24 protein-coding genes are annotated in these 23,893 nt (G+C 68.4%); 15 read left to right on the top strand and 9 right to left on the bottom strand.

All coding sequences use genetic code 11. The annotated features are described in order from the left end of the window. Positions 1-164: 164 nt before the first annotated feature. Genes RFN52_RS15060 through RFN52_RS15045 form a run of 4 tightly spaced genes read left to right on the top strand, consistent with a single transcriptional unit; the run spans position 165 to position 3,532 of the window. Entirely contained in the window at positions 165-965 is an 801-nt protein-coding gene (locus RFN52_RS15060; protein WP_184846848.1) for an ABC transporter permease, read from the top strand. Further along, complete coding sequence (locus tag RFN52_RS15055; RefSeq protein WP_184846846.1) at positions 958-1,779, top strand: ABC transporter permease; 822 nt, start codon at positions 958-960, stop codon at positions 1,777-1,779. Before RFN52_RS15060 ends, RFN52_RS15055 begins: the two co-directional genes overlap by 8 nt. A 1-nt stretch (position 1,780) precedes the next feature. Further along, entirely contained in the window at positions 1,781-2,797 is a 1,017-nt protein-coding gene (locus tag RFN52_RS15050) for an ABC transporter ATP-binding protein (protein WP_184846844.1), read from the top strand. Between the two features lie 33 nt (positions 2,798-2,830). Continuing rightward, on the top strand, positions 2,831-3,532 hold the full coding sequence (locus RFN52_RS15045) for a DUF1707 SHOCT-like domain-containing protein (protein ID WP_184846842.1): 702 nt from the start codon (positions 2,831-2,833) through the stop codon (positions 3,530-3,532). A 60-nt stretch (positions 3,533-3,592) separates the two neighbouring features. On the opposite strand, the gene RFN52_RS15040 is transcribed toward RFN52_RS15045, so the two are convergent. Further along, the gene (locus RFN52_RS15040) at positions 3,593-4,927 is read right to left on the bottom strand and encodes an SGNH/GDSL hydrolase family protein (RefSeq protein WP_184846840.1); all 1,335 of its coding nucleotides are present in this window, start codon (positions 4,925-4,927) and stop codon (positions 3,593-3,595) included. A gap of 194 nt (positions 4,928-5,121) precedes the next feature. Here RFN52_RS15040 and RFN52_RS15035 point away from each other — a divergent pair, with 194 nt between their 5' ends. Together RFN52_RS15035 and RFN52_RS15030 are read left to right on the top strand one after the other, a co-directional pair. Beyond that, positions 5,122-6,465: a DUF445 domain-containing protein gene (locus tag RFN52_RS15035; protein WP_373308487.1), complete on the top strand. Its 1,344-nt coding sequence runs from the start codon at positions 5,122-5,124 to the stop codon at positions 6,463-6,465. Between the two features lie 67 nt (positions 6,466-6,532). Continuing rightward, positions 6,533-8,053, top strand: coding sequence for an MFS transporter (locus RFN52_RS15030; RefSeq protein ID WP_184846836.1), 1,521 nt, complete (start codon positions 6,533-6,535; stop codon positions 8,051-8,053). Between the two features lie 121 nt (positions 8,054-8,174). On the opposite strand, the gene RFN52_RS15025 is transcribed toward RFN52_RS15030, so the two are convergent. From RFN52_RS15025 to RFN52_RS15015, 3 genes are all read right to left on the bottom strand, one after another. Continuing rightward, on the bottom strand, positions 8,175-8,603 hold the full coding sequence (locus RFN52_RS15025; protein WP_184846834.1) for a hypothetical protein: 429 nt from the start codon (positions 8,601-8,603) through the stop codon (positions 8,175-8,177). Between the two features lie 321 nt (positions 8,604-8,924). Next, entirely contained in the window at positions 8,925-10,334 is a 1,410-nt protein-coding gene (locus tag RFN52_RS15020) for an alginate lyase family protein (RefSeq protein ID WP_184853899.1), read from the bottom strand. Between the two features lie 282 nt (positions 10,335-10,616). After that, on the bottom strand, positions 10,617-10,928 hold the full coding sequence (locus tag RFN52_RS15015; protein WP_184846832.1) for a hypothetical protein: 312 nt from the start codon (positions 10,926-10,928) through the stop codon (positions 10,617-10,619). Between the two features lie 181 nt (positions 10,929-11,109). Between RFN52_RS15015 and RFN52_RS15010 the strand changes: the two genes are divergently transcribed. From RFN52_RS15010 to RFN52_RS14990, 5 genes are all read left to right on the top strand, one after another. Beyond that, entirely contained in the window at positions 11,110-11,535 is a 426-nt protein-coding gene (locus RFN52_RS15010) for an Hsp20/alpha crystallin family protein (RefSeq protein WP_184846830.1), read from the top strand. Between the two features lie 114 nt (positions 11,536-11,649). Continuing rightward, positions 11,650-12,108 carry a DUF2267 domain-containing protein gene (locus RFN52_RS15005; RefSeq protein ID WP_184846828.1) on the top strand — a complete coding sequence of 153 codons (459 nt, stop codon included), beginning with the start codon at positions 11,650-11,652 and terminating at the stop codon, positions 12,106-12,108. A gap of 114 nt (positions 12,109-12,222) precedes the next feature. Continuing rightward, positions 12,223-12,708: a winged helix DNA-binding protein gene (locus tag RFN52_RS15000; protein WP_184846826.1), complete on the top strand. Its 486-nt coding sequence runs from the start codon at positions 12,223-12,225 to the stop codon at positions 12,706-12,708. 72 nt (positions 12,709-12,780) lie between these two features. Then, entirely contained in the window at positions 12,781-13,167 is a 387-nt protein-coding gene (locus tag RFN52_RS14995; RefSeq protein WP_184846824.1) for a VOC family protein, read from the top strand. A gap of 161 nt (positions 13,168-13,328) precedes the next feature. Further along, positions 13,329-13,679, top strand: coding sequence for a hypothetical protein (locus RFN52_RS14990; protein ID WP_184846822.1), 351 nt, complete (start codon positions 13,329-13,331; stop codon positions 13,677-13,679). 12 nt (positions 13,680-13,691) lie between these two features. Here the strand turns inward: RFN52_RS14990 and RFN52_RS14985 are convergent, their stop codons facing one another. Further along, positions 13,692-13,901, bottom strand: a complete 210-nt coding sequence (locus RFN52_RS14985) for a DUF397 domain-containing protein (RefSeq protein WP_184846820.1) — start codon at positions 13,899-13,901, stop codon at positions 13,692-13,694. Positions 13,902-13,906: 5 nt separating this feature from the next. Further along, the gene (locus RFN52_RS14980; protein WP_191845964.1) at positions 13,907-14,752 is read right to left on the bottom strand and encodes a helix-turn-helix domain-containing protein; all 846 of its coding nucleotides are present in this window, start codon (positions 14,750-14,752) and stop codon (positions 13,907-13,909) included. Positions 14,753-14,966: 214 nt separating this feature from the next. Here RFN52_RS14980 and RFN52_RS14975 point away from each other — a divergent pair, with 214 nt between their 5' ends. Further along, positions 14,967-15,614, top strand: coding sequence for an ATP-binding protein (locus tag RFN52_RS14975; protein ID WP_184846815.1), 648 nt, complete (start codon positions 14,967-14,969; stop codon positions 15,612-15,614). A 4-nt stretch (positions 15,615-15,618) separates the two neighbouring features. Here RFN52_RS14975 and RFN52_RS14970 read toward each other — a convergent pair whose 3' ends face one another. After that, on the bottom strand, positions 15,619-18,789 hold the full coding sequence (locus RFN52_RS14970; RefSeq protein ID WP_184846813.1) for a DEAD/DEAH box helicase: 3,171 nt from the start codon (positions 18,787-18,789) through the stop codon (positions 15,619-15,621). A gap of 276 nt (positions 18,790-19,065) precedes the next feature. Here RFN52_RS14970 and RFN52_RS14965 point away from each other — a divergent pair, with 276 nt between their 5' ends. Continuing rightward, positions 19,066-20,073 (top strand): MrcB family domain-containing protein, encoded by a 1,008-nt coding sequence (locus RFN52_RS14965; protein ID WP_184846811.1) that lies wholly within the window; start codon positions 19,066-19,068, stop codon positions 20,071-20,073. 167 nt (positions 20,074-20,240) lie between these two features. Further along, entirely contained in the window at positions 20,241-20,600 is a 360-nt protein-coding gene (locus RFN52_RS14960; protein WP_184846809.1) for a DUF6193 family natural product biosynthesis protein, read from the top strand. A gap of 36 nt (positions 20,601-20,636) precedes the next feature. Here the strand turns inward: RFN52_RS14960 and RFN52_RS14955 are convergent, their stop codons facing one another. Next, positions 20,637-21,653: an SEC-C domain-containing protein gene (locus tag RFN52_RS14955; protein WP_184846808.1), complete on the bottom strand. Its 1,017-nt coding sequence runs from the start codon at positions 21,651-21,653 to the stop codon at positions 20,637-20,639. 123 nt (positions 21,654-21,776) lie between these two features. Continuing rightward, positions 21,777-23,252 carry a glycoside hydrolase gene (locus RFN52_RS14950; protein WP_184846806.1) on the bottom strand — a complete coding sequence of 492 codons (1,476 nt, stop codon included), beginning with the start codon at positions 23,250-23,252 and terminating at the stop codon, positions 21,777-21,779. A 223-nt stretch (positions 23,253-23,475) separates the two neighbouring features. Between RFN52_RS14950 and RFN52_RS14945 the strand changes: the two genes are divergently transcribed. After that, positions 23,476-23,787, top strand: coding sequence for a DUF6412 domain-containing protein (locus RFN52_RS14945; RefSeq protein ID WP_184846804.1), 312 nt, complete (start codon positions 23,476-23,478; stop codon positions 23,785-23,787). Positions 23,788-23,893 lie beyond the last annotated feature (106 nt).

Below are 23,893 nucleotides of genomic sequence, written 5' to 3'. Positions count from 1 at the left end.
CCACGGGCGCCTCGGCCCACGCGGACGCAACGGATCGTACCGTCTGGGCAGGTGCGCACTCGCCCCGCGGCACCCCCGCCGCTCCCCGAAAATGCGTGGCACGCCCGATCACCGGACCACTAGGCTCCTGCGCTTCGGTGCCGGTGGCGAGGAGGGCTGTGGATGTGGGCTCGGGACGGTTGTACGCGGCCGTCGCGGCGGGAGGCTTCCGGCGGTACGCGACCTATCGGGCGGCCACGGTGGCCGGGGTGTTCACCAACACCGTCTTCGGCGTCATCCTCGTCTACACGTATCTGGCGCTCTGGCACGAGAAACCGCACCTCGGGGGGTACGACCAGGCGCAGGCCGTGACCTACGTCTGGCTGGGGCAGTGCCTCTACGCGACCCTCGCGATCCAGGGCGGCGGCGCCGAGAAGGACCTGATGGAGCGCATCCGCACCGGTGAGATCGCCGTCGACCTGTACCGGCCGGCCGATCTCCAACTGTGGTGGCTGGCGGGCGACGTGGGGCGGGCGCTGTTCCAGATGCTGGGGCGGGGGGTGGTGCCGTTCGTGTTCGGCGCGGTCTTCTTCCCGATGGCGCTGCCGACGGACGTCACCCCGTGGGCGGCCTTCGGGGTGACGCTGCTGCTGGCGACGGTCGTGAGCTTCGCCCTCCGCTACCTGGCGGCACTGAGCGTGTTCTGGCTGATGGACGGCATGGGCGTGAACCAGGTCCTGACGGTCACGGGGATCTTCTTCTCGGGCATGGTGCTGCCGCTGAACGCCTTCCCGGGCACGCTCGGCGAGGTGGTGCGGGTGCTGCCGTGGGCGGCGCAGATCCAGATGCCGGCGGACGTGCTGATGGGGGAGACCGACCCGCTCGGGGCGTTCGCCTTCCAGGCGGCGTGGGCGGTGGCGCTGCTGGCGGCGGGGCGGCTGTTGCAGTCGGCCGCGACGCGCAGGGTGGTGGTGCAGGGTGGGTGAGCGCAGTGCCGTGGCCGAGGGGCTGCGGGCCTACCGGCTGATCGCCGGGATGTGGATCCGGTCGAGCATGACCTACCGCACCTCCTTCGTCGTCACGGTGCTCGGGAACCTGACGGTGACCGGCCTGGACTTCGTGGGGATCCTGCTGATGTTCTCGCAGGTGGACTCGCTGGGCGGCTGGTCGCTGCCCGAGGTCGCCTTCCTGTACGGGCTGTCCGTGACGTCGTTCGGGATCGCCGATCTGGCGCTCGGCTCGATGGACGTCCTGGGCGCCCGGATGCGCGACGGCTCCTTCGACACGCTGCTGGTGCGTCCGGCGCCGGTGCTCGCCCAGGTCGGCGCCGACCGCTTCGCGCTACGGCGGCTGGGCCGGATCACCCAGGGGACGGTGGTGCTGGGCTGGGCGCTGGCGTCGGTGGACGTCGACTGGAGTGCGTCCAAGGTGCTGCTGGTGCCGGTGATGGTGGTCAGCGGCGCGGCGATCTTCTCGGCGGTGTTCGTGGCGGGCGCGTCCTTCCAGATCTACGCCCAGGACGCCGCCGAGGTGCAGAACGCGTTCACCTACGGCGGGACGACGCTGCTGCAGTATCCGCCGACGGTGTTCGGCAAGGACCTGGTGCGGGGCGTGACCTTCATGCTGCCGCTGGCCTTCGTCAACTGGGTGCCCGCCACCTACGTGCTGGGGCGGCCGTACCCGGTCGGGCTGCCCGGGTGGACGGCGTTCGCCTCGCCGCTGGTGGCGGCGGTCTGCTGCGTCCTGGCCGGGATGGCGTGGCGGACGGGGCTTCGTTCGTACCGGAGTACAGGGAGTTGAGTTGACCGGGTCGGAGAGCGGGTCCAGCAGGGAAGGCGGACCGGAAGGCGCCTTCATCGAACTCCACGGCGTGGAGAAGGTCTTCGAGGTGCGCAAGAAGACCGGCTTCATGAAGCGGGAGCGGCGGCGGGTGAGGGCCGTCGACTCGATCTCCTTCCGGGTGGAACGCGGCGAGATGGTCGGCTACATCGGCCCCAACGGCGCCGGCAAGTCCACCACGATCAAGATGCTGACCGGCATCCTCACGCCCAGCGCGGGCCGGCTCAGGGTGGCCGGCATCGACCCCTCCCGGGAGCGGACGCGGCTCGCGCACCGCATCGGCGTGGTGTTCGGGCAGCGCACGACGCTGTGGTGGGACCTGCCGCTGCTCGCCTCCTACCGGCTGATGCACCGCATGTACCGGATCCCGGACGCCCGTTACCGGGAGAACCTCGCCCGTCTGGTCGACCTCCTCGACCTGGGCGACCTGCTGGACGTGCCGGTACGGCAACTCTCCCTCGGGCAGCGGATGCGCGGCGACATCGCGGCGGCGCTGCTGCACGACCCGGAGGTGCTGTACCTGGACGAGCCGACCATCGGGCTGGACGTCGTGTCGAAGTCCAAGGTGCGCGAGTTCCTGCGGGAGTTGAACACCGAGCGCGGCACCACGGTGCTGCTCACCACGCACGACCTCCAGGACATCGAGCAGTTGTGCAAGCGGGTGATGGTCATCGACCACGGGCGTCTGATGTACGACGGCCCGCTCGCCGGGCTGCACGAGGCGGGGGAGAGCGAGCGGACCCTGGTCGTGGACCTGGAGCGGGAACTGCCGCCGATCGAGGCACCGGCGCCGGCCCGGGTCGTCCGGGTGGACGGTCCGCGGCAGTGGCTCGCGTTCCCGGCGGGGGAGTCGGCGGCGCCGCTGGTGGCGCGGATCGCCGCCGAGTACCCGCTGGTGGACCTGTCGGTGCGGGAGCCGGACATCGAGGCGGTGATCGCCAAGATGTACGTGGAACAGGCCGAGCGGGCGATCTCGTAGCCCCCGGCGGGGTGAACTCGTAATCTGCTGTGTATGACCGACGACGCCCTCCCGGACCTCCGCGCCTCCGACGCCGACCGTGAACGGGTCGCCGAGATCCTGCGGGACGCCCTCGCCGAGGGCCGTCTCGACATGGCGGAGTTCGAGGAGCGGCTCGACGCGACGTACCAGGCCCGGACGTATGGGGAACTGGCGCCGATCACCCGGGACCTGCCGGCCGCGGGCGTGACGGTCCCCGCGGTGTCCCTGACGAAGGACCCGGCGGCCGGCCCGGACTGGTCCGGGCGGATCACCGGCGGCGAGGGGTCCTCCACGTGGGCCGTCGCCGTGATGTCCGGCTTCCAGCGCAAGGGGCACTGGACGATGCCCCGGCGGTTCACCTGCTTCGCCTTCTGGGGCGGCGGGGAGATCGACCTGCGCGAGGCGAACTTCGCCGACCGCGAGGTCGAGATCAACGCCATCGCGATCATGGGCGGGGTGGACGTGATCGTGCCGCCCGGCGTCGAGGTCGTCGTCCGCGGCATCGGCATCATGGGCGGCTTCGACCACCGCGAGGAGGGCGTGCCGGGTGAACCGGGCGCCCCGCGGGTCGTCGTCACGGGCTTCGCGTTCTGGGGCGGCGTCGGGGTGCAGCGGAAGCTGACCCGGGCGGAGAAGCTGCGCATCCGCGAGGAACGCCGCCAGGAGAAGCTGGAGCGCAGGGCGGGGCGGCGGGAGCTGGACGGGGAGCGCTGAGCAGCGGTGTGCCCGCCGCCCGAGACCGGGCAGCGGGCACAGGACGGGACGAGCCGGGGACTACAGTTCCGCCGGCGCCGAACCCTTCAGCGTCTCCAGGTCGAAGGACTCCGCCATCCGCGCGTACCCCTTGTCGCTGGGGTGCAGATGGTCGCCGGAGTCGTAGTCGGCCCGCAGCCGCCGCGGGTCGTACGGGTCCCGCAGCGCCTGGTCGAAGTCGGCCACGGCGTCGAACACCCGCCCGGCGCGGATCTCCGCGTTGATCGTCTGGCGGACCGCCTCCCGGGCCTCCGTGTACCCGCGGTGCCCGTAGAACGGCATCAGGGTCGCGCCGACGACCTTCACCCCGCGCGCGTGGGCCTGCCCGACCATCGTGCGCAGGCCGTTCAGGATCGCGTTCGGGTCGGCGAGCCGCGGGTTGCGCAGGATGTCGTTGACGCCGAGGTCGATGACGACGACCTTGACGTTCGTCCGCTCCATGACGTCCCGCCCGAAGCGGTTCAGACCGCTGGGGTTGTCCGCGGGGCGGCCCAGCCCGTCGGCGAGGACCTGGTTGCCGCTGATGCCCTGGTTGACGACGCTGTAGCGGGGCAGGTCACGCCCGGCCGCGATCTGAGCGCGCAGCCGGTCGGAGAGCACGTCGGTCCACCGGCTGTTGGTGTCCGGCGTCGAGGTGATGCCGTCGGTCAGCGAGTCGCCGAGGGCGACGATCGTGCCGTCGGACTCGTTGCTCAGCACGTCCAGCGCGGTCAGGTACCGCCAGGAGCCGGTCCGCTCGGTGTACGGCGTGCCGGTCGCGTCCTGCGTGTGGTCGCCCTGGGCGACGTAGGAGACCTGCCGGGCGTGCCGGTGGTAGGTCACCGGGCCGGAGCTGGTCGGCGTGTAGGTGGTGATCAGGACGTCGGAGTCGTGCGGGACGACGACCCGTACCGCGTCGCTCATGACCTGCCGGCCGGGCGGGATGACGACCGTGGGGCCACCGCCGAAGGTCAGCTGCCGCATGGTGTCCGCGAGTGCCGCCGCCGTGCCGCTGCCCGCGGACACGGCGATCGTCGCCCGCGTGATGTTCAGCGGCGACTGGCCGTAGAGATTGGACAGCGTCACGCGGGCACCCGTACCCCCGACGCTGGTGTGGACGACGTTGCGTACCGAACGGTCCGCCATGCCGGTCGTCTCGGTGCCGGGTTCGGCGGCGGAGGGGGACGTGGACCAGGTGCCGACCCAGGTGCCGGTGGAGGCGGGGGCGGCGGAGTTGTGGGGGGCGCGGCCGTCGCCGAGGGCGTTCCGGTTGCGCAGGCCGTCGTCGGACGCCACGCCGACGTATATGGCGGTGGAAAGGGCCACGATCGCTGCGACGACCAGGGCCAGGAGGGCGTAGCCACGTCCTCGGGTCATGCTGTTCAGTTCTCCTCGGGCGATGGGAGCCCAAGGCTCCGATCTGATGTGCCCATGATGCGGCATGGGCCGGGGGGAGCTCACAGGACCCCATGGCATTACCCCCTCCCGACAGACGCCGGGAACTCCTGTTCCGTTCCAGGAGTCGGTCAGGAAGGGACAATGTGTGCGGGATCACCGAGCGGGTGGAGCGGATGGAACGGACGAAAGCAGTAGAAAAGGGCGCCGGCGCCGGAGGGCAGCATGCCCGGCCCGGCGGCGCGGTGAACCGTGCGATGACGACCTTCAGCCCGGCGGACGAGGAAAAGCAGCGCGGCGTGCGGCAGATGAAGCTCACCGCCACCGGTCTGCTGTTGTTCGTCGCCCTGGTCTACGTCCTCGCCAAGTGGGCGCAGAACTCCGGCGCCGGCCCCTGGGCGGGCTACGTCGCCGCGGCCGCCGAGGCGGGCATGGTCGGCGCGCTCGCCGACTGGTTCGCCGTCACCGCCCTCTTCCGGCACCCCCTCGGCATCCCCATCCCGCACACCGCGATCATCCCCACCAAGAAGGACCAGCTCGGCGTCTCCCTGGGCGAGTTCGTCGGGGAGAACTTCCTCTCCGAGGACGTCGTACGGCAGCGGCTGCGCGCCGTCGGCATCGGCAGCCGCCTCGGCGCCTGGCTCGCCGTCCCCGAGCACGCCGACCGGGTCACCGCCGAGCTGTCCACCGCCCTGCGCGGCGCCCTGACGGTCCTGCGCGACTCCGACGTCCAGGCGGTGGTCGGCGAGGCCATCACCCGCCGGGCGAACGCCCAGGAGATCGGGCCCGGCATCGGCAAGATGCTGGAGAAGGTCGTCGCCGACGGCGGCCACAAACGGGTCGTCGACCTCGTCGTCAACCGCGCGCACGACTGGCTGGTGCTGCACCGCGACGAGGTGATGGACGCCGTGGAGGGCGGCGCCCCCGGCTGGACGCCGAAGTTCGTCGACCGCAAGGTCGGCGAGCGGGTCTACCGGGAGCTGCTGCGCTTCGCCACGGAGATGCGCGACATGCCCGGTCACCCCGCCCGCGGCGCCCTCGACCGCTTCCTCACCGACTTCGCCTCAGACCTCCAGTCCGACACCGACACCCGGGCCCGCATCGAGCGGCTCAAGGGCGAGGTGCTGGGCCGCGGCGAGGTCCAGGACCTCATCGCCAGCGCCTGGATGGCCGTACGGTCCATGATCGTCGCCGCCGCCGAGGACGAACGCAGCGAGCTGCGGCTGCGCGTGCGGGCGTCCCTGCTGTCGCTGGGCTCCCGGATGGCGGCCGAGCGCAAGGTCCAGGACAAGGTCGACCGGTGGGTGGAGGACGCGGCCGTCTACGTCGTCACCACCTACCGCAAGGAGATCACCTCCCTGATCACGGACACGGTGGCGAGCTGGGACGCCGAGCACACCACGAGGAAGATCGAGGCCAACATCGGCCGAGACCTGCAGTTCATCCGCATCAACGGCACGGTCGTCGGCTCCCTGGCCGGCCTGCTGATCTACACGGTGTCGCGCGCGCTGGGGGCGTGAGTCTTCGGGCGTAAGAGAAGCCGGTCAGGGCACTCGATCGCGGTTCCGCTCGAAGAGGAGGGGGCCCATGACGACCGCCCAGGCCGACACCGGCCGCACCGTGACCACCGACATCCCAGCCCGCCTCGACCGCCTCCCGTGGTCGCGCTGGCACTGGACTATCGTCATCGGTCTCGGCACCGTGTGGATTCTCGACGGACTCGAAGTCACCGTCGTCGGCAACATCGCGAGCCGCCTGTCGGAACCCGGCAGCGGTCTGCCCATCACCTCCGGTGAGGTCACCGGCATGGCGGCCGCCCTGTACGTGGCGGGCGCCTGCCTGGGCGCGCTCTTCTGGGGCCGTCTGACCGACAAGTGGGGCCGCAAGAAGCTCTTCATGATCACCCTGGCGGTCTACCTGGGAGCCACGGCCCTCACCGCGATCTCCTTCGACACCTGGTGGTTCTTCCTCTTCCGCTTCCTCACCGGCTTCGGCATCGGCGGCGAGTACGCGGCCATCAACTCCGCGATCGACGAACTGATCCCCAAGGAGTACCGCGGCCGCACCGACCTGATGATCAACGGCAGCTTCTGGCTGGGAGCCGTCTTCGGCTCGCTGCTGTCGATCGTCGCGCTGGACACGGACATCTTCGCGGCGGACGTCGGCTGGCGCCTCACCTTCGCCCTCGGCGCGGTCCTCGCCCTGGTGATCCTCCTCGTCCGCCGGCACGTCCCCGAAAGCCCGCGCTGGCTCCTGATCCACGGCCGCGACGACGAAGCGGAACGCATCGTCTCCTCCATCGAACGCAAGATCGAGGAGGAGAGGGGTGAGCCGCTGCCGCGCCCCGAGGGCGAGATCACCATCCGCCAGCGCCGCAGCGTCTCCTTCATCGAGATCGGCCGCACGGTCTTCTCCGACTACCGCAGGCGCGCCATCCTCGGCTTCTCCCTCTTCATCGGCCAGGCCTTCCTCTACAACGCCATCACCTTCGGCTTCGGCGCGATCCTGACCACGTTCTTCGCCGTCCCGAGCGGCAACACCGGCTACTACTTCGCGGTCATCGCACTCGGCAACTTCTTCGGCCCGCTGCTGCTCGGCAAGCTCTTCGACACGGTCGGCCGCCGCATCATGATCTCCGGCACGTACATCCTGTCCGGCCTGCTCCTCTTCGGCACGGCCTGGCTCTTCGACCAGGGCTCCCTGAGCGCGGCCACGATGACGGCGTGCTGGTGCGCGGTCCTGTTCTTCGCCTCGGCCGGCGCGTCCAGCGCCTACCTCACGGTCTCCGAGGTCTTCCCCATGGAGACCCGCGCCATGTCGATCGCGTTTTTCTACGCCATCGGCACGGCAGCGGGCGGCATCAGCGGCCCGCTCCTCTTCGCCAAGCTCACGGAATCCGGCGTCGTCGGCGACACGGTCCTCGCCTTCTCGATCGGCGCGACGCTGATGTGCCTGGCGGGCCTGGTCGCGGCGCTCCTGGCGGTGAAGGCGGAACGCCGCTCCCTGGAGGACATCGCCACGCCGCTGACGGCGGCGGGGGGTGACGGGTCCGGCGACGGTTCCAAGGGTGGCCCCACCGGGGAGGAAACTCGGCCGGCGACGGCGTAGCGAGTCGTTCCGGCGTGGCATCGTCCGGCTCCGCGCTCACATGGCCCGGAGGATCGACGGGCAAGGGTCCCACCCCGCTCCCGGGACGGGACCCTTGCACAAAAATCAGCCGCCTTGGTGCTCAGGCTGTGACGGTGAGGCCGACGCCGCATTCGTCCTGCTCGTACCACGTGGAGCCCCACTTGATGGGGCACACTTTGTAGTACAGCTTGTAACCCTCGGTGAAGTCCTTGTTCTGGTAACGGCCTTCGCCGACACCTTCCGTCATCCAGATCGAACCGCCGCGCACGAGCGTTCCGCTGGTGTTTCTGAGCTCCCATTTGACAACGGCGGACTTATCGTCCTTCGCGTTGTCCTTGACCCAGAACCAGTCGCCGTCCTCGGCGTACCGTGCCGTCGCGTACGCGGTGACTTCACCGGACCACGGCGGACTTGCGGTCGTGGTCGTGGCGGTCGCAACGTCCTTCTCCCAGTCGATGGCGGACGCCTGGGAGGTGATGAGGGTGAACGCCGCCGCCGTAGCAGCGAGGACCGTGGCTGTGCGCTTCATCTGGACCTGTTTTTCTCGGAGTTGGCTTGACAAAACCAGGGGCACAGTAACACCAAGACTTCACAAATTCGGACGCTTGTAGGTGTCATTCGCGGAAGTCTGGGTAGTCGCAGTGATCCTAAGTGCGCGAAAGCGGAGCAAGTCGCCCTTTCTCATCGGTTGATGGGGTGCGAACGCGTTCAATTCTCGAGAACGGACGCGTTCGGGCCGGGAACGACTACGGCGGACACGCGTGCCCCCCATTCGGGGCCGGGCGCTGGTGGGCCATGCGCCCCAACCGCCCCCGTCGCACCCGCGGTACCTCCGCAACACCCCACGCCGCTATCCGCCCCACCCTCGCCGGCGCAGCAGCAGCAACCCACCCGCGACCGCGCCGACCCCCGCCGCCGCAGCCCAGCCCACGGCATCCCCGAAACCGGTGGCGGCAAGGTCGTCGCCCGGGACAGGGGTCGCTGAAGCATGCGGCCGGGCACCCCTGGCATCCGACGCGGCACCGGACGGACTCGGCGCCTCGGCCGCCGCCTCCACCCGGTCCCGCGTGAACGCCAGCGTCCCGAACCCCAACTGGTCGAACCCCCCGCTGTTGGGCCCGTAATCCCCGCCCCCGCCCTCCGGCGCGGCCTTGGCCGCCGCCCGCGTGAGGTACGACGCCGGCAGCCCCCGCCGCTTGGTGTAGTGGTTGGCGATCATCGCCCAGACGGGCCGGGTCATCGACGGATCCACGCCCGCGACGCCCGACGCGGTCTCGCTCCCCGACCAGCCCCCGATCGCCCCCTTCCGCCGCGTGTTGGCGGTGTACGGCACATCCCCGCCCAGGCTCCACTTGGCCACGTACTGCGCCCCCTTGAGGAACCGGCTGTCGTCGTAGCCGTACAGGTCGATCCCCTGGTTCCACGCCATCTCGCACACCGTGCCCATCAGCCCGACCCCGAGCAGCGCATGCCCCTGGTCCCGCCCGGCCTCCACCCACTCGCCGAGCCCGTCCTCGTGGACGACGGGAATGGCGTGCTTCACCGACCCCATGCCGTCCCCGTGCTTGAAGTACTCCACGGCCCGCTCGACCAAGGCCCGTTCGTCGCAGAAGATCCCGGTGGCGAGCACGCACGCGATGGCCGTCAGGTCCCAGTTGGGCCAGTAGTTGGTGACGACGGCGTTGTTGTGCCTGGTCAGGAAGTCGTCGCTCAGCGGATGGAAGACGTTGCGCATCAGCTCCCGTGCCCGCCCCAGGTCGAAGTCCCCGTGCTCCCGCACCAGTTCGGCGGCGTTCGCGAACTGGTAGCCGTACAGCCCCGCCGCAAGGAACCGGTCGGCACTGCCCTCCAGCCCGGTCAGCTTCCCCGACCAGGCGTTGAGGATCGCCACGGCGGTGTCGGCGTGCGCCTCCTCACCGGTGACGTGATAGCGCAGGGCGTTCTGGTACGCGGCGTGGATGTCGTTGTAGAGGATCCGGTAGTTCTCGGGCGTACCCGACCCCCGGTACACCACGGCCTGCGGATTCGGCCGCCACCCGCTCTGCGCATGCCGGTTGGCGGTGAGCTTGGCGAACCCGGCGGCGTACGGTCTGGCACCCGCCTTCACCTTGGCGGCCATACGGTCCAGATCGGCACGGGTGTGCAGCAGCCCGGGGTGAGCGAGAGGGGCGCCGGCGGCGTCGGCCGGGGTGGCGAGGGCGGTCGGGGTGGCGAGCGCGGTCGCACCGGCACCGATGCCGATGCCCGTCGCCTTGAGCATGCTCCGGCGGCTGAACTGTCGTGTCACGTCGTCGTACCTCGGCGTCGTAAGTCGCGTACCTGCGGGGGACGGTGAGGAGACGGCCCGGTGGTGCGGGCGATAACAGAAACTGCGCTATAGTTGATCTGCGTCCAGTCGCCGGAACTCCGGTGAGCGGACAGTGCGTTGGTGGTCCAAGGAAAGACGCCCCACTTCCTGTGGGGAAATGCAGGTGCAAGGCCTGCCCGGCGCTCCGAACAAGAACCCGGCCCTGGGATTCAGGGCCGGGTTCTTTGCTGTCGCCTACTCGCCGGGGCTCCGCCGATCCGCGACCGCCCACGACGCCAGCCCGACGGCCCCCGCCACCCCGAACACGGCAGGCCAGGCGCCCACCTTCTTGGCGAGCGGATGCGACCCGGCGAAGGCGGCGACATACGCGGCCGACAGCGCGCCCGCAGCCACTCCACCGGCCTGCTGCCGCCACTGCCGCGCGGCCACCACTCCGGCCGCGGCCAGTACGACCCCGCCGAGCGGTCGCTGCCTGGTCCAGCGGGCCACGCCGTACCCGCCCACGAGCCCGCTCGCGGCGACCACCGCACTCGGAACCTTCGCCATACCTGCCTCCTGCGTCCTGCACCCTGCTAGGGATCTCGGCTGGGGATCTTGAGGCTAGCCCGCAGGCTCCCGAAACCCGAACCTGAGCCCAGGCTTGTCAAGTTTCCTCCTCCGAGCTATATAAGAAGACGTAGACCGTAGGGCATCGCACCACTGCACCTGAAGAGAGGAGTGACCAGTGATGCTCATGCGCACGGACCCCTTCCGTGAACTCGACCGACTCACCCAGCAGGTCTTCGGCCCCGCCGCCACCCGCCCGTCGGCGATGGCGATGGACGCCTACCGCTCCGGGGACGACTTCTTCGTCCACTTCGACCTCCCCGGCATCGACCCCGAGACGATCGAACTGGACGTCGAGCGCAACGTCCTCAACGTGCGAGCCGAGCGCAGGCCCCCCGCCCCCGAGGGCGCGGAACCGCTCGTCGCCGAGCGCCCCACCGGCACCTTCACGCGCCAGCTCTTCCTCGGCGACACACTCGACACGGAGCGCATCGACGCCTCCTACGAGGCCGGCGTCCTGACCCTGCGCATCCCGGTGGCCGAGCAGGCCAAGCCCCGCCGCATCCAGATCTCGGGCGGCGACACCCGCAGGCAGCTCAGCGGCTGACCGCACCGCACCGCCCCGCTTACCGGTACGCCGCACCGCCGGCACGATCCGCCGGCGGCGCGGCACACCACCCGCACCCCCACCCACGCACACGCCCGGAGGAAAACCCCGCACATGAGCACGACGACGGTGCCCCGTGTGACTCCCAGCCGTGCCCCCCACACCACCGACGGCAACGGCTGGCCCCAGCTGATCGAAGCGGTCCGCGAGACGGGCCTGTACCCCACCCGGACGAAGGCGGAGCAGGTCACCCGCACCGTCCTGGCCGCCCTCGGCACCCATGTCACCGGCGACGAACGGGTCGACCTCGCCCGCGCCCTGCCCGGCGAGGCCGCCCGGCTGATCGCCGCCCAGATCCCGGCCACGCACCGGCTCACGGCCGCGCGCTTCGTCGACGAGGTCGCCTCACGCACCCCCGGAGCCACATCCGCCACGGCCCGCTGGGACGTCAGCTCGGTCCTCGGCACGCTGCCGCCCCTGATCGGCGACGACCTGGTCAACCGCATCCTGGCCCAGCTCCCCGCGGGCTACGCCCTCCTGTTCGGCCGAGCCGACCTGACCCCGGCGTCGTAGGCCCGCGCAGCGCGCAAGGCGGCCACCCCTTGAGGCGCGGGGGTGGCCATTCCTTGAGGCGTATGGGCAGCCATTCCTTGACCTCAAGTTCCCTTGAGGTCCTACGTTGACCGCATGAGCGCACAGACGGAGAACCTCAAGGAGTACTCCCCGGAGGAACTGGCCGCCCAGCCGATCGGCGCCTGGACCGGCGAGGCCTGCCGCAGAGTGGTGGGTGCCCTCCGCGCCCAACTGGCCGTGGAGAACCTCACCCAGCCCCACTGGTGGACCCTCAACCACGCCTCCGGCGCCCCCGGCCACTGGACCCGCGCGACCCTCACCGACCGCCTGACCCCCTACGACGACCAGCACACCGACTTCGACGCGGTCTACGACGACCTCATCGCCCGGGGCTGGCTCACCCAGGACGCGACGGGCGTCATGACCCTCACCGAGGAGGGCGAGGCCGGCCGCCTCCGCGCCCGGGAACGCAACCTCCGCGTCCACGACCGGGCCCACGACGGCATCACCCAGGCCGACTTCATCACGACGATCAACGTCCTGCGCCGCATGGTCGCCAACCTGGGCGGCAACGGAAACCTCCCCGAGAACCCCAAATAGTTCGACAGACCCCGGCCTCCCCACGCATCCTGCGAGGCGCACCTCGCAGAACACCCCTGAGGGAGAAGGCCGTTGAACCCGACCATCCGCCACATCACCTTCGACTGCACCGGCGAGCCCTATGAACTGGCCCGCTTCTGGTCCGAGTTCCTGGGCCACCCGATCTCCGACATCGACAAGCCCGGCGACGACGAGGTCCTGCTCGAACTCCCCGACGGATCACCCGGCCTCCTCTTCGTCAGAGTCGAGGAGGCCAAGACGGCGAAGAACCGCATCCACTTCGACCTGGGCCCCACCGGCCGCACCCGCGCCGAGGAGGTCGAACGCGCGGTCTCCCTAGGCGCCCGCATCCTGACGGACCGCACCCTCCCGAACGGCCGCGGCTGGGTGGTGATGGCGGACCCGGAGGGCAATGAATTCTGCGTCGAGCGGGGGGAACGGGATCGAGTGGAGCCCTGACCGGCTCCGCCACTCTCGGTGGAGCCGGGAGGTCGTGAGTAGCTCCCGGCCAACCGGTGGTCAACACCCCTGGCGACGACAGCCGAGCCAAATAACCCGATTGCGCAGGCGCACGGCGACACCTACGGTCGGAACCCGCCGAGCCGAACCAGGAGGGACGCTTGTCACCGGCCGACGACCAACCACGCGTGTACGAGATCCGCATCGCCGGACACCCGAGCACGGAGGAGGCGCTCGCCCTCCAGGACCCGATCCAACGCCTCCTGTGCCCGGACCCGGACCATGCGCCCCCATGCGAAGTCCCCTGGAGCTTCACCGTCGCCGACGACGGGCCCGACCACTCCACGGCTCTGGTCCTGGGCGTGTATACGTCCGAGGGGCAGGCCAAGCGGCTGGCGGCCCAGGTGCGCACCCTCGTGGGCGAGGGGAGGGACGTGGCTGTGAGTGAGGGCGATGCCGGGGAGTGGGAGGAACTGGTGGAGCAGTATCGGTTCGAGCAGGGGCTGCGCTAGGTCTTGTCCTGGTTAGGGGCGTGTGCTTGCACGCCTCAGGCCCACGACGAAGGAACGCCACGCGTCGCCGCTCACAGCGATCATGTGCGTGTCCGTCGTCTTCGAGTCGCGAATGAGAGCGCCGTCACCGGTGAGTGCACACTCGACGCACTCGCCTCCGGCACCGTTGCTGTAGGACGACGTGAACCACACCAGAGGGCTGCTGGCGCCGGACTCGGGCATTATCACTACGTGTAATCCTTCAAGATCGACTCGATCAACAGGGCCGAGCGTTGAGGGCTTAGGGCTGCCGCTCGCAGGCCGTCGAACGCCCTCGTGTACTCACGTACATGATGCTCGCCCTCCAGGTACACGGCATCCGTAATGCCGTCCCGGTAAACGATGTCCGGATCCTCCGGGGCCGGAAAGCCCAGCATGGTGAACGAACCGGTCGTCGGACGGGTCCCTGAGTCGAAGGGGAGCACCTGCAGCGTCACAGTCGGCAGATCAGCCGTCTCCAAGACTCGTTCCAACTGCTCGCGCATCAAAGCGCGATCACCGATGACGTGGCGCAGAGCGCCCTCGTTCACGATGAACCAGGCGTCCGGAGCCTCCGCCTGCCGCAGCATGGCTTGGCGCTCCATTCGTACACGCACCGCCTTTGCGATGTCCTCTACGGACATATGCGCCCCAGCCTTGTGAAGCTCGGACGCATACACCTCAGTCTGCATGAGGCCGGGCACCACCTCGCACTGGTACTGGCGGAAGGTCGAAGCATCTTGCTCCAGGCCGATGTAGATGTTGAACCACTCGGGCACGCCCGCGCCGTGGACCTGCCACCAGCCGCGCACTTTCGCTTGCCGCGCCAGTGTCTTGAGGAACTCTCGCAGTTCATTGCTCGTGTCGTAGAAGCGGCACAGGGCGTCGATGTCCGAGGGCTGGACGCGTCCGCTGCCCGTCTCCATCCGGTTGACCTTGGAGCCGCTCCAATCCAGGGCCTCGCCGACCTGGGCACAGGTGAGGGCGCTCTTCTCGCGGAGCTTCTTCAACTCGATCGAGAGGCGCCGTCGGCGTGCCGTGGGTGATCCGGCCATCTCAACCCTCTTTCCAATAGCGAGCGTTCAGTCTCGCGCCAAGGGGTGGGCTTGCCAATCACTCAGAAGTGGGAATCCCTTCGTGCACATTGCAGAACGGGATGCGATCCCAGCACTCTGTTACCAGCGCAACTCACCGTGAGCATCCGTGACGTTGTGCTGCCGATGTGGTGCCAACTGCAACGAAAGGGGTCGCGTGAGTCAGGGAGCCTGCATGCCGCGCAAACCATGGGACATCGCCTTTACGGCCGAACCTGCGGAAGTGGCGGCCTTGCGTCGGATCATGCGGCTGCACCTCGGGATCTGGGGATTGCAGCACCTGGTCGATGGAGCCCAACTGTGCGTCAGCGAGCTGGTGTCCAACGTCATCACTCACGTGGGACCCGGCACGCCCGCCACGCTGTCTGTCTCCATGAAGGGCACGCACCTGCGCATCGAGGTGCACGACCCGGACACACGCGCCCTGCCCACCCTGCGCGACGCCGGCACGGAGTCCGAGGAGGGGCGAGGGATGGCCCTCGTGGATGCCGTCGCCGATTGCTGGGGTGTTTTGCTACACCCGGATCGCAAGGTCACGTGGTGCGAGCTGACGACACAGCTCCCCACGGCTGACGGCCATGGGGAGGCTTCCAGTGTGATGCGGGCCGAGGCCCTTCTACGTCACTACGCCGCCGCTGTGCAGCCAGGGCGCAGGGCGGGAGCGGGCAGATTGGCCTCGACCGTGGCGGAAGAGACCGTGATCGCGGCGATCACCGACCTTCTTCACTGGTTCCGAGCGCACGGCCGAGACGCGGACGACATGCTCGACCGGGCGCAGATGCGCTTCGAGGCCGAGTACGCCGTCCCGCGTCAAGGGTTGTGAGGCACTACCCGGCGGCGATCGCTGAGTACGTCCAGACGTCGGCCGGAATCGGGTGCTTCAACTGCCATGTGATGGCCATGGGCTTGCTGCCCGTGTGCTCCACATACTCGGCAGGGCCGAGCAGCATCCACGGCTGGGCGCCGCCGATGTCCGTGGTCTTGTAGCGCCGCACGAAGAGCAGCACGTGACTGCCGTCAGTGGCGTGGCGCTGGTACCGCAAACCTGTGGGAGACGTTTCCGAGGTCTGGTTCTGAGACTCCCAGTGGAAACGGGTCTCGCTGAGGGCGTAGTCGTGGTAGCGGGTCTGTGGGGAGAAGTCCTTCTCATCCTTCTCCAGGGTGATGAGGAGGGCGTCGGTCCTGATGGACTCGCACCACTTCACACCCTCGCGGAAATCGCTGGACATGAAGCCGCCGATCGTGGACTGACCCAGTGCAGGCAGGATCTCCTCGCGGCTGTACGAGGCGTGGACGGTCAGCGGGATGCCCGAGGCAGCTCCGATCCCGAGGAGCGGAATGGGGACGTGTTCCGTGTGGGCGAGGTTGTACGCCAACATCTGACGGAGTTCATCCCGTACGGCCTGCTGCTTGCGTAGTGCCGCGAAGCCGGAGTCGTAGCTGGCGAAGCCCTTGCGAATCACACCGCCGAGGGGCCAGAGCTGGAAGAAGAGCATGCGGGCATACGCCTGTCCCTGCTCATCTAGCTCACCATAGGAAGGCGCGTCATCTTCCAACATTCTGGTGTATGCGGCTACCCGCAGTGGATCGTCCACGTGCAAGAACGCAGGAATACGTTTGAGGAGCGTCGCTTCACCTTCAGGTGCCTCGCCCTTTAGGAGCCCTGCGCGGCGCAGTAGGCCCGTCCAGGAGTTGCCATTGCCCCGGTAGAGCTCCTTGATTTCACGGCCGCTCTCCTCCAGATAGCGGCTGAGCCTCGGTTCGGCATAGTCCGCGACTTCGCGCGCGAGCGCCGTGACGTTGACACCGATCTGATCCTTGATGTTGGCGATGATCGCCTTCTTCGCCTTCTCTTCAAGGATGATCTGGCAGCCGGAGGGGAGCTGGGGGAAGTCATGCTCGATGTGGTCCAGCAGCCGCTTGCGGGTCAGGTTGGTGAGCGCTCGGAACTGGGTCTCGAAACGGAATTCCTTGCGATGCTGTCCGATGAAGTCCAGTACGGTGAGCACCGCCTTGCCTTCGGACCGCCGAAGCCCCCGGCCTAGCTGCTGCAAGAACACCGTGGCGCTGGACGTGGGACGCAGGAGCAGCAGCGTGTCCACGTCTGGGATGTCGAGGCCTTCGTTGAAGAGGTCGACTGAGAAGATCACCTGCCGCCTGCCCGATGCCAGGTCCTTCAGTGCCTGCTTGCGCTGCTCGGCCGGCGTTTCCCCAGACAGAGCTATGGCCTCAAGGCCGGCTGTCCGGAAGACCTCAGCCATGAAGTGGGCATGGGCTACTGACACGCAGAAGCCCAACGCTCGCATGGTGCTGGGATCGGATAGCTTCTCCCGCACGGCCTTCACCACAAGGCGGGCGCGCCTGGCATTGCTGGACAACACATTGCTCAGTGCGGCTGGGTCATATGTCCCGCGCTTCCACTCCACCGTGCTGAGGTCCGTGGCGTCGCTGATGCCGAAGTAGTGGAAGGGGCTGAGTAGATCGTTTTCGAGCGCTTCCCATAGGCGCATTTCGGCTGCGATCCGCCCGTCGAAGAACTCGTCCTGAATGTTCTTCCCGTCCATGCGCTCAGGCGTGGCGGTAAGTCCTAGGAGCTCCAACGGCTGGAAGTGATCGAGGATCTTGCGGTACGTAGGCGAGGTCCCGTGATGGAACTCGTCGATAACGATCACATCAAAGTGATCCGGAGCGAGGCGATCCAGGCCCTTCGCGCTCAGCGACTGCACGCTGGCGAAGACGTGCGACCAACGCTCGGGGATTTCGCCGCTGTGGAGGGATTCGCCGAAATTCGCGTCCACCAGGACGTCTTGGTAGGTCCTCATCGACTGATCGAGGATCTCCTTGCGGTGGGCAACGAAGAGTATCCGCAGGTCACGGCCGTGCTTCTTGCGCAGTTGCTTGTAGTCGAGCGCTGCCATCACGGTCTTGCCCGTGCCCGTTGCCGCCACGAGCAGATTGCGGTGCCTGTCGTGTACTTCCCGCTCCACTTCGAGCCGCTCAAGCATGTCGCGCTGGTGGGGATACGGCCGTACCTCCAGACCGGACAGAGTGATCCCGCGCTGAGTTGGGGATGTTGACGAAGTTCCGCCCGCAATCGCCAGGGCTTCCTGAAGACGTTCGCCGTCAGCCTGAGGGTCGTAGGTCTCGAAGGACGGGTCGCTCCAGTAGGCGTCGAAGGTAGCTTCGAATTTGCGCATCACGTCGGGCGTGGCGACAGAGGAGAGCCGGACGTTCCACTCCAAGCCGTCGAGAAGCGCCGCCTTGGACAGGTTGGAGCTCCCCACGTATGCCGTGTCGTATCCGCTCTTGCGACGGAACAGCCACGCCTTGGCGTGCAACCGCGTCGAGCGGGTCTCGTAGTTGACCTTGACCTGCGCGTTGAACTCTTCCACTAGCCGGTCCAGCGCGCGCCGCTCGGTAGCACCGATGTAGGTCGTCGTGATGACCCGGATCGGTACCCCTCGCGCATGGGCTGCCTTCAGTGACTGCTCTATGATCCGCAGGCCATGCCACTTCACGAAGGCGCACAGCAGGTCCACACGGTCGGCGGTGGCGAGTTCCGTGCGCAGTTCGAAGCCGAGGCTCGGGTCTTCCGGCGAGTTGGTGATCAGAGCGGCGTCGGAGAGTGGGATACCCGGGCGTACGGCAAAGACGCCCGGTGCCTCTTGCTTGGTGACCGCTAGGAGTTGGCGTGGTCCCTCGGCGACCAGGTCCACCCACTCCTTGGCGCCGTGCAGTGTGCTGAGGGACTCCAAGATGTGGTTCGCCGCGTAGACCCGTTCCTCTGCTGGAAGGTTCTGCAACACCTGCCGAACCGTTCCCCCGATGTGCCGAGCTAGGACGTGTGGCACGGACTCAGTCCCCACGACCTCGCTGATGGGATGCCATCCGAGGCTGACCAGCTCTTTGAGCTGCTGTTCAAAGCGGAGCGTGATCAGCTGCTCGTACAGTCCATCGGCCGGGATGGAGACATCGGTGCGGCTCTCAGACACAGGCATGCTCCCCCGATTGATCGCGGCGCTCGACGATGAGGCAGTTCTATCAAGAGGCACTGACAGGGCCTCGGGAGTAGTCAGTCGGTGTCACGAGCTGGGCACGGTCGGTCTTCAGTCTGAGCGATGTAGATCTCCTCGGCGACATAACTGATCGCGTGGAGTTAGGTTCTGAGTGTGCACTTACGTGACCTGCTCATACGCATAGCGGAGACCTACGATCCCAAGGCTGGTACGGCTAGCGGCGTGTCAGCCCAAGACCTCCTTCGGGAGGTTGAAGGGATGTCCGATCTGCCGTTACCCCACGGCTTCGTCGCTTCGGGGTACGGAGGCAAGGGGTCTGCGAGCAGTACTCCGTGGATCGGCGTGTTCGGCAAGGCGATCAATACGCAGGCCCAAGAGGGCCTGTACCTCGCCTACATCTTCGACGCGACTTTGGCTTCGGTGACCCTCACGTTGCAGCAGGGTGTAACGAAGCTCTCGGATGAGTACCCCAAACTGGGCGACCGGCTCAAGGAACTGAAGCGGAGAGCAAGGCGCCTCAGGGCAGGTATCGAACCCGAGCTGGCCTTGCATTGGGCCCACACGCCGGCCTTCCGATCCAAGCTCGAACGCCCCCGTGCGTACGAGGCAGCGAGCGTGGCAGCCCGCCGGTACGAGATTGCGAGCATGCCAGAAGAGGAAGTCCTCGCAGGAGATCTCCTCGTTGCGTCTCTGCTGCTCCGCGACGCTGCAGCAGGCCATCGTGTCTGGCTTCAGCAGCCAACAGAGAACGAGCCCATCGTTTACGAGAGGGAGATTCATCTCCCCGCTGATGACCCCCTCGACCGTTTTCGTCCCAACGACAGCAGCGACTACTACGTCCACATCAAAGGTGGCCGTCGGCGCAGGGAGCGGCGCCATGAGGAACTCATCAAGGACTACGGCCTTCATGTCGTCACGCGCGGATATCAACCGATCACGCAAGGCATGCACCCGAGGGACCTGGTCCTGCGCCGTCCCGCAGTGGATCGGCAGCGCTCCTGGCTCGTGGAGGGCAAGGCCGTGAAGAGAGGCAATACGACGCAGGCCGTACGTGAGGCAGTGGGGCAGCTCTACGAGTACAGCTACTACTGGCACGAGAAGCGCAGCGAGCCGAAGCCGCACCTTGTGGCCCTCTTCACGGAGGACATAGGGCATTACGCCGAGTACTTAGAGGAACGCGGCATTGCGTCGATCTGGCGCACCGAGGGCGGGGGTTGGGCGGGTTCTCCCACCGCCGTGTCGTGGGATTTGACTTCAGCAGCCTGAGCAAGGGACAGGAATGCTGGGCGCCAGTCCGGTGTGCATGTGCCCGGCGTGACGGGCGCGTCAGCGGGTCCGCGCACGCCGGGTTGGCCTAGCGGCGTGCGGCCTGGGCCGGGGTCAAGCAGCTGAGCCTGTTGTGGGCGGGTCCCGGTGCGCTGAGGATGAGGCGCATGTCTGAAGCCCCCGATGTTGCTACGGCCTGGTCCTGGCTCTTGGAGCGCAAGCCTGGAACGCGAGGAGCTGCGCATGCCTCTCTGACCGTCGTCGTCGAAGCCGCGTATGCCGAGCCGTGCCTGCGCAGCCTCTACCCGTTCCCGACGCACGGGGCACTGCACTTTCTGCGCGGCGCCCCGCCGTGGTGTGAACCGGGCTACGACGACCTCCCCTTCATCTTGTACGGCGGGCCCCCGTACCAGGTCTACTCCTCGGGCTACGCCGACCTGCTCGGGGAGGTCGCTACGCCGGAGGCAGCCGCCGCTCTCGCGGTGAGCCACCTGCCGGGGCAGGTGGCCACGGAGAGCGGCGAGTGATGCGGCGAGCCGCCCGTGGGGGCTCCGGCCTGTCGGCTAAGCCGCCGAACCGTGGCACTGGCCATACGCCGTACCCGACCCACACCAGCAAGCCGCCCCCTGCTGCGGCGGCCAAGCCACCGCCCGCCCCCGCGCCGCCAATGTCGTCGCGTACTGCGGCAGCAGCGTCGTGTCGTCCGGGGAGGAGAGTTCCGACGCGGCGAAGGCCTCGTAGGACGGGACCGTGCCGGTGACGATGCCCAGGTTGGGGGTGCCGGAGGCGGACAGTTCGCGTAGGGCCGTCTCTATGGTCGCGAGGTGTTCCTCGTGGGTCGGGTATTCCGACGCGAGGGTCGGGTACGCCTCCAGGAGTTCCGAGAGTTCCGTCGCCGGCCAGTGCAGGACCGCTACCGGGAAGGGTCGGGAGAGGGCCTCCCGGTAGGCGCCCAGTTCTGCTCGGAGGCGGAGGATCTCCGCCTCCAGTTCCGCGGGGTTCTCCGAGCCCAGGGACCAGACACGCTTGGGGTCGTGGAGTTCGTCCAGGGTGATCGGGAGGGAGTGGACGGTGTCCGCCAGGGCGTCCCACTCGTCGTGGGACCTGCCCAGCATGCGCCGTACGCGGTGGCGGCCGAAGAGGAGGGGGTGGGTGGCGTAGGGGGGCTCCTCGACGTTGCTCAGGAGGCGCTGTACGGCCTCCGTGAACGTGTCGTGGGCCGCTTCCAGCTCGTCGTGGGACTCCAGGGACTCCGCCACGATCACCCAGGGCGCCGGGTCCCTGGGGGACGCCACCCGGACGCCCTCGATGATCGCGCGGGCCTCGGCCTCGTGGCCGTACTCCCAGAGGTTGGAGGCCTTGAGCGCCCGTACCAGGTGGGGGTTCTCCAGGCCGTCGGGGGAGGACAGCAGGCGGTCGTAGAGCGTGGACGCGGTGGGGCGGTCGCCGGCGAGTTCCAGGTGGGCCGCTGCCCGCAGCAGCAGGGCCTCGGCGTCCTCGGGATACAGGCCGGCGGTCCGCTCCAGGCGTGCCGCCTCGGCGGTGTGGTCGACGTTTTCGGCAGGCGTGTCGGGGCGCATGGGGGACACCGTACTGCCGGGAGGTGACGAGCGTGAGAGATGCGCAGGCCAGACCACCCGGCCTCCCGACTTCCCATGCTCGCCCCCCAGGCTTCACGGTCGCCCCGAACCGCCGCCGCGGACTTACAGCGTCACGCCGTCTATTTGGAGGGTTTGGACCGACTTTGCGGCGAATGGGACGCTTACCGATTTGCCTGACAGGCGGATGTCCGAGCGGGCCGTGTAGAGGTCGCCGCCGCCCGTCGTGACCGTGTTCCAGCGGGGGACCAGGCCGCCCGAGCCGCCCGTGACCGTCGAGAAGCGGGAGAGGTCGAAGGTGAGGGTCTGGGCTGAGGTGGAGGTGTTCACCGCGACGATCACCAGGCGGCGGGCCGTCGCGTCGTAGGCCGCCACCGCGTAGCCCACGCCCGTGTCCAGGATCGTCATGCCGGGGCGGATGTGGCGGCTGAACTGGGCCATCACGTAGTGCTTGGTCTGGACGGTGGTCGGCTGCAGGGTGTTCGCGTCGTAGGCGATCATCGCCCAGCCCGACGACGGGTCCATGACCTGCCAGTAGCACCAGGCCGTGGGGTGCAGCCAGCGGAAGTCGAGGCACAGGTTCGAGGCCATCGTCAGGCCCGTGCCGTCGCTGTCGCCCGTCTCGGAGTTCCACAGCTTCTTGCGGGAGGTGGTGACCACGTCCGTGTAGAGGAGGTCGCGGCGGCCGCCCGAGCCCTGGTAGCCGTGCACGTTGACCTGGGAAACCAGGCCCTTGGTGGTGGAGTTGAAGGACGACCAGGTGGAGCGGGCCGTGTCGTAGTTCGTCTCGTCCGAGGCCGCGATGCGCAGGCCCGTGAGGCCGCGCTTGTCCAACTCGCTGCGCATGTAGGGGAGGACTGCCGCCTGGACCGCCGGGTCCATGTGGCAGCCCTCCTGGGTGCCCGTCGCGGTCCACCAGGTGGAGGCCGGCTCGTTGAAGGGGTCGACCGTCGCGAAGTTCACGCCCCAGTTGTTCTTCGCGTACAGGGCCGTCGCCGCCAAGTGGCTCGCGTGCTGGCGGTAGTTCCAGGTCTGGAGGTTGTTGCCGCCGCCCGACGCGCCCGAGGGGTTGTGGTTGGAGCACATCCACCACATGGGGGAGTTGGCGAAGAGTTCGGTGATCGCGCCGCGCTGGGTCGCCTTCACCAGCATCGCGCGCTGGTTGGCGTCCGCCGTCCACTTCCAGGCCGAGGAGGTGGGGTCCTCGTTGTTCCAGTCCTGCCAGAAGCCCTCGATCTGCTTGAAGGCGGGGATGTTGGGCGACTTCACCATGGTCTCGCCGCCGACGCTGTTCCAGCTGCACGCGCCGAGGTTGTAGCGGGCGATGTTGAGGCCCAGGCCGGGGAGGGAACGGCCGTTGTACGTGACGGACTTGGTGGTGAAGAACAGGTCGGCGAAGTCGTCCCGGGCGCCGAAGACGTTGGCCCACCAGGCGAGGGAGGTGCCCCAGCCCTCCCAGGTGCCGTACGTCGTCGACGGGTTGACGGCGATCGTGGCGTCCGCGTGCGCGGTGCCCGTCGCCAGGGCGCTGCCGAGGAACGTACCGCCTGCTGCTGCCAGCAGACTCCTGCGTCGGATCACGGCTCCTCCGTAAGGGAGATGGGGGCAGACGCCGGTCCCCGGCCCGGCGTCACAGGGGTGTCCCCGTGGTTGGTGACGAGAAGCATCGGGTGTGGCGGGTGGGTTGTCGAGAGTTCTGACGAACCTTTCTCAAACCCGTGTACGAAGTCGTGGGCCCGGCTGGAAGGGTGGTCCTGTATAACGGACGGCAGGGCATACACACGTACGAGGGGAGGGGCAGTCGATGAACCGGAGCTGGGCGACGCTGCGTCCCGCCCTCGCGTTGTTCTTCCTGCTCGTCGAGGTGGTGCTGCTCGACACCGGCAGCCTCTCCGCCACCGTCGCCCTCGCCGCGACCACCGCGGCCTCCGCCGCCCTCGCGCTCTGCGCCGTCGTCGCCTCCCGCTGCGCGCCCACCGTGCCGCGCACGCGGGTGCGGACGGCCATCCGTGACCGGGATCGGCGTACGGCCTTCCTGCCCCAGCGCGATCCCGACGCCCGGGGGCGCACCCGGCCCCGGGCACCCGGTCACGCCCTCCGGGCGACCGTCGCGTAGGGGCGTATCCACACCAGGCTGAGGGCGTAGCCACACCTGAGGTGACCCCGCGCGGGTCGTCATGCCGCCATGACCTGTTCCGGCACGACGAGACCCCCGGAGGGCT

The organism is Streptomyces collinus (genome assembly GCF_031348265.1).
GTDB lineage: Bacteria > Actinomycetota > Actinomycetes > Streptomycetales > Streptomycetaceae > Streptomyces > Streptomyces collinus.
This window is presented reverse-complemented; position numbering and strand designations above follow the sequence as displayed.